This is a genomic window from Microbacterium sp. (assembly GCF_036277215.1).
Classification (GTDB): Bacteria; Actinomycetota; Actinomycetes; order Actinomycetales; family Microbacteriaceae; genus Microbacterium.
In genome coordinates this window covers 1-4,012 of record NZ_DASUNI010000292.1, presented here as the reverse complement: position 1 = coordinate 4,012, position 4,012 = coordinate 1, and the positions used below count along the sequence as shown (strand labels likewise).

General features: G+C 65.9%; 4 protein-coding genes. 3 read left to right on the top strand and 1 reads right to left on the bottom strand.

Annotation, left to right across the window (positions count from 1 at the left end; genetic code table 11):
- The first annotated feature begins 96 nt into the window (after positions 1-96).
- Positions 97-2,115, top strand: coding sequence for a hypothetical protein (locus VFX99_RS14305; RefSeq protein WP_329666964.1), 2,019 nt, complete (start codon positions 97-99; stop codon positions 2,113-2,115).
- A gap of 446 nt (positions 2,116-2,561) precedes the next feature.
- The gene (locus tag VFX99_RS14300) at positions 2,562-2,909 is read left to right on the top strand and encodes a hypothetical protein (RefSeq protein ID WP_329666963.1); all 348 of its coding nucleotides are present in this window, start codon (positions 2,562-2,564) and stop codon (positions 2,907-2,909) included.
- A gap of 138 nt (positions 2,910-3,047) precedes the next feature.
- Here VFX99_RS14300 and VFX99_RS14295 read toward each other — a convergent pair whose 3' ends face one another.
- A complete protein-coding gene (locus VFX99_RS14295) occupies positions 3,048-3,755 on the bottom strand; it encodes a TetR/AcrR family transcriptional regulator (protein ID WP_329666962.1) in 708 nt (235 codons plus the stop codon).
- Positions 3,756-3,820: 65 nt separating this feature from the next.
- Between VFX99_RS14295 and VFX99_RS14290 the strand changes: the two genes are divergently transcribed.
- Positions 3,821-4,012: SRPBCC family protein (locus VFX99_RS14290; protein ID WP_329666961.1), on the top strand; the 192-nt coding region annotated here is incomplete at its 3' end.

Below are 4,012 nucleotides of genomic sequence, written 5' to 3'. Positions count from 1 at the left end.
AATCCCCGGCACCACCGAGACAGTCGCCACCGCCGGCAGGCACCGATTCCGCGGGCACGTCGACCCCCGCGGGCGCCGAATCTTAGAAAGCGAATCATGACCAGCATCGGACACCCCACTGTCGCCGACGGCGCGCTCACCACCGCGAAGTGGGCCCCCGACACAACCGACGACTATTTCGGAGCGCCGTTCGTTGACGTCGACGAGTGGCGTACTGTGCCCGTCCGGCACCGATACGTACACGGCGGCTTCGACGGGACGGACACCCTGTTCTCGTTCTACTTCCCCGACCCCTCCGACTACGACGGCCGATTCTTCCAGCACGTGACTCCCGTGCCCCAAAGCGAAAACCTCGCCCCGCTCGTGACCGACGGCTATAACAAGGTCGGCTTCGCCGTCGACAGCGGCGCCTACTTCGTGGAAACCAACGGCGGTGGCCCGGCCGCCGCCGACCCGTTCTCCGGACTGGACCCCACCATCGGCGCATACCGAGCAAACGCCGCCGCGGCTCGATTCTCACGCGTCGTCGCCGCGGAACTGTTCGGCACCCACCGCCCATACGGTTACCTCTACGGAGGCAGTGGCGGTGCCTACCGCACGATCGGCGCGTCCGAGAACACGGTGGACGTGTGGGATGGCTTCGTGCCACACGTTCCGGGAACCCCGATGGCCATCCCGAACGTATTCAGCGTGCGCATGCATGCCCAACGCATCCTGCGGGACAAGTTCCCGGCCATTGTCGACGCGTACGACGTCGGCGGCGACCCCAACGCGCTCGACCTGACCGACGAGGAAACAGCCGCGCTGCAGGAAGTCACCCGCATGGGGTTCCCGCCGCGGTCGTGGTTCGGCTGGCAGACCATGGGCATGCACGCCTTCAGCGTTCTGTACCCGGGCGTCATCGCCATGGATCCCACGTTCGCCGCCGACTACTGGAATCTCGACGGCTACCTTGGCGCCGACCCGACCGCATCCGTGCATCGCGACAGGGTGCAGATGACGACCACCATCGCCGCGCTGGACAGCCGTGTTTCGACCGGGGGTGGTCACCTCACGGCCGGCGGTGTCGATGAATCGTTCCTACACACCGCCGCCGCCAGCAACGCACCGTCGACCATCCGCCTCGCGGACATACCTGCAGGGTGGATGCTGGGCGCACAGCTGCACGTCCAAACCGGTGCTGCCGCGGGCACGATCCTCCGGCTCACCAGCATCGACGCCGACACCGTCACCGCCGAGCCGGGGCAAGATGAGCTCCTCACGGCGCTGCGGGTGGGCGATGAAGTGATCTTGGACAATTCCGGATTCCTCGCCGCACAGACCTACCACCGGCATCAGGTCCCTGGACCCGATTACACCGTCTGGGATCAGTTCCGCGACACAGACGGACACCCGATCTACCCGCAACGACCCACCCTGCTCGGCCCGATCTTCACCCAAGGGACGGCAGGCACGCTTCCGACCGGCCAGATCACCGGGAAGATGATCATCGTCGCATGCCTCCTCGACCGTGAAGCGTTTCCCTGGCAAGCGGACTGGTACCGCAAACGCGTCGAGGACCACCTCAGCGCCGACGCCAATGACCGAGTGCGACTGTGGTACGTGGACAACGCCTTGCACGGCGACGACGACCCGCAAGAGTTCCCCGACCGCTCGGTCGCGTACGTTGGCGCGCTGGAGGCCGCCCTCCGCCAGCTCGCCGCGTGGGTGGAAGACGGTCAAGAACCATCACCCACCACTAGTTACGCGATCATCGACGGACAGGTCACCGTTCCTGACTCCGCGGAGGCACGCGGCGGCGTACAACCAGTCGGAGTACTCACCGTCAACGGAACCCCGTCGGCTACCGTCCGAGCGAACGTTCCCGCAACGGTCCGACTCGAAGCGCAAGCTCCCGGCGACGGCACCATCGTCGAGTTGCTGTGGGAAGCAGCCGAACCGACGCGCCCGTTCACCCCGGCACTCGCAGTCGGGGTGGAGGAGCAACGCACCTTCGAGCAACCCGGGGTGTACTTCATCTCAGCGCGAATCTCCGCCCAGGTAGGGGGCGACCCGTCCGACCCCCACGCACGCGTACAGAACGTTGTCCGTGCCCGGGTAACGGTCACAGCATGACGGCGCGGGTGCCTGGTGCGATCACAAGCGTTCGCCCTTGCCAGCAGGGGGCCGCGCTCAGCACCGCAGTCACCTCACTCGGCGCCCAACACCAGGTCTGTGCCTGGACGGCACGTGTCTACCGACGACGGAAAAAGATGACGCGAATCTTTTCAACAATGACTGGACGGTTCGCACGCACCTTCCGCGGATGCCAGGTGTTGTGGGGCACCGCCCGCAAGCCGATCCGTATGCGGGCAATATCCGGACAACCCCGTCGCGGCTAGCGAGCCAACCCGCAGCGGCGCGAGAGTTCTGGGCCGCCTGCGCACAGCACGGCTCGCCTGACGCCATTGTCCTGATGACGGGCAGGCGGTAGGGTCAGCCTCAGCCGCCCCCGGACCCCGGTCGACTCCCGATTTGGGGAGCTTCCTATGAATCCGTTCGCAGGTACCATACCGCGGCACATGAATACCCGCACTGTTCTGCGACCCGCGCTGCACACCGACGCCGTCTGGGAATCCACTGGCCCAGGCGTTCATGTCGCGCATCGCGACGGCAAGGCCCTCGGTGCGGTGATCACGACCGACAGCGGTGCATTCGTGGCTTTGGACGCCGACTCGGGCGGGCTCGGATGGTACGCCACCCTCGACGATGCGAAGCGGTCCGTGGACCTCCACGGCCGGGACCGCGGGCTGGGGATCCCGCACCGGTTCCGGACGAAGTTCATCATCGCTACAGTCGCCGGCGGCATCGCGGTGCTGACGGCGTTCATTGCTGTGCTGGTGCCGCTGATGGCGCGAGCGCCCTTCTGAGACTGGCAGACGCTTAGCAGCTGACGTCGACCCGCCGACGCCAAAGTCACGCACGCCAGCGCTCCAGAACCGCAAGCGCCGGGTCGGGCGACGTCGGCATACGCCCGACAGAGATGCTCGAGTGACACGGGGGTTGCTCTAGGTTCGCTCGATGCCGGCCTGGTGGCCGCCGAAGGAGAGGTCTTCGGTCGCGTGCAGGTCGAATTCCACCGGCCCGAGGAGTTGCGGCACGATGGTCGAGAAGAGCCAGGCTCGAAATGTTGCAACTGGCCAGCCGGCTTCGATCACCAGGTTGCGGTACACGGCATGGCCCAGGAACATGACCACGAGATCGGTGGCCTGCTCGGGATCGAGGTCGGGCCGGAGTGCGTCGAGCTCGACGATGCGAGCCACCATCCGGCGCTGGCCGTCTCGACGGGCGGCGTTGACTGAACTCCAATAGGTCGCGACGTCTGAGTCCGCCGCCGCCGCGGCGGCGACCGCGGGCCAGAGCATCGCGACTCGTTCGTAGATTGCTGTGCCGTGCTCTACAGCCAGCGCCAGCACGCGCTGGGCAGAGGTGACGGAGAGCATGTCGCGAGCCCACGCACGCTCCATGACCGGAGCGGCCTGCTCTCCACCGGCTGCGGTCATCTCAACGAGTTCCCGCAGGAGCAGGCCCTTGGTTCGGAAGGTGTAATACACCGTTTGGACCGCAACCCCGGCGTCGATCGCGATTTGTTCCACCGTTGTCGCGGCATACCCCTGGCTGAGGAACAGTGCGCCCGCGCAGGTGAGCATCCGGTTGCGGGTGACACGAGCGCGCTCAGCCCGACTGACATTGAGTTTCTTGACGGGCGTCTGCACGAGGAGCATTCTACTAGTGCCATCACTAGTGAGCACACTAGCGTGAGGAGAGAGAGGAGCCTGTCGTGACGAGGATTCGCAACGCGACCACGATTCGATGCGCCCCCGAGAAGGCGTTCGACTACCTGAGCGATATGCGCAACGAGCTCCACTGGAACCCAGCGGTGGAGTCGGTGGAGAAGCAGCTCACCACTGGGCAAGTCGCAGTCGGTACCCGATACCGGGCGAAATGGAAGAGTGGCCCGCCCGTTGCAGTA

Excerpts from the sequence above, each read along its gene's own strand:
- VFX99_RS14305 (WP_329666964.1), top strand. The coding sequence starts at position 97 with ATGACCAGCATCGGACACCCCACTGTCGCCGACGGCGCGCTCACCACC.
- VFX99_RS14300 (WP_329666963.1), top strand. The coding sequence starts at position 2,562 with ATGAATACCCGCACTGTTCTGCGACCCGCGCTGCACACCGACGCCGTC.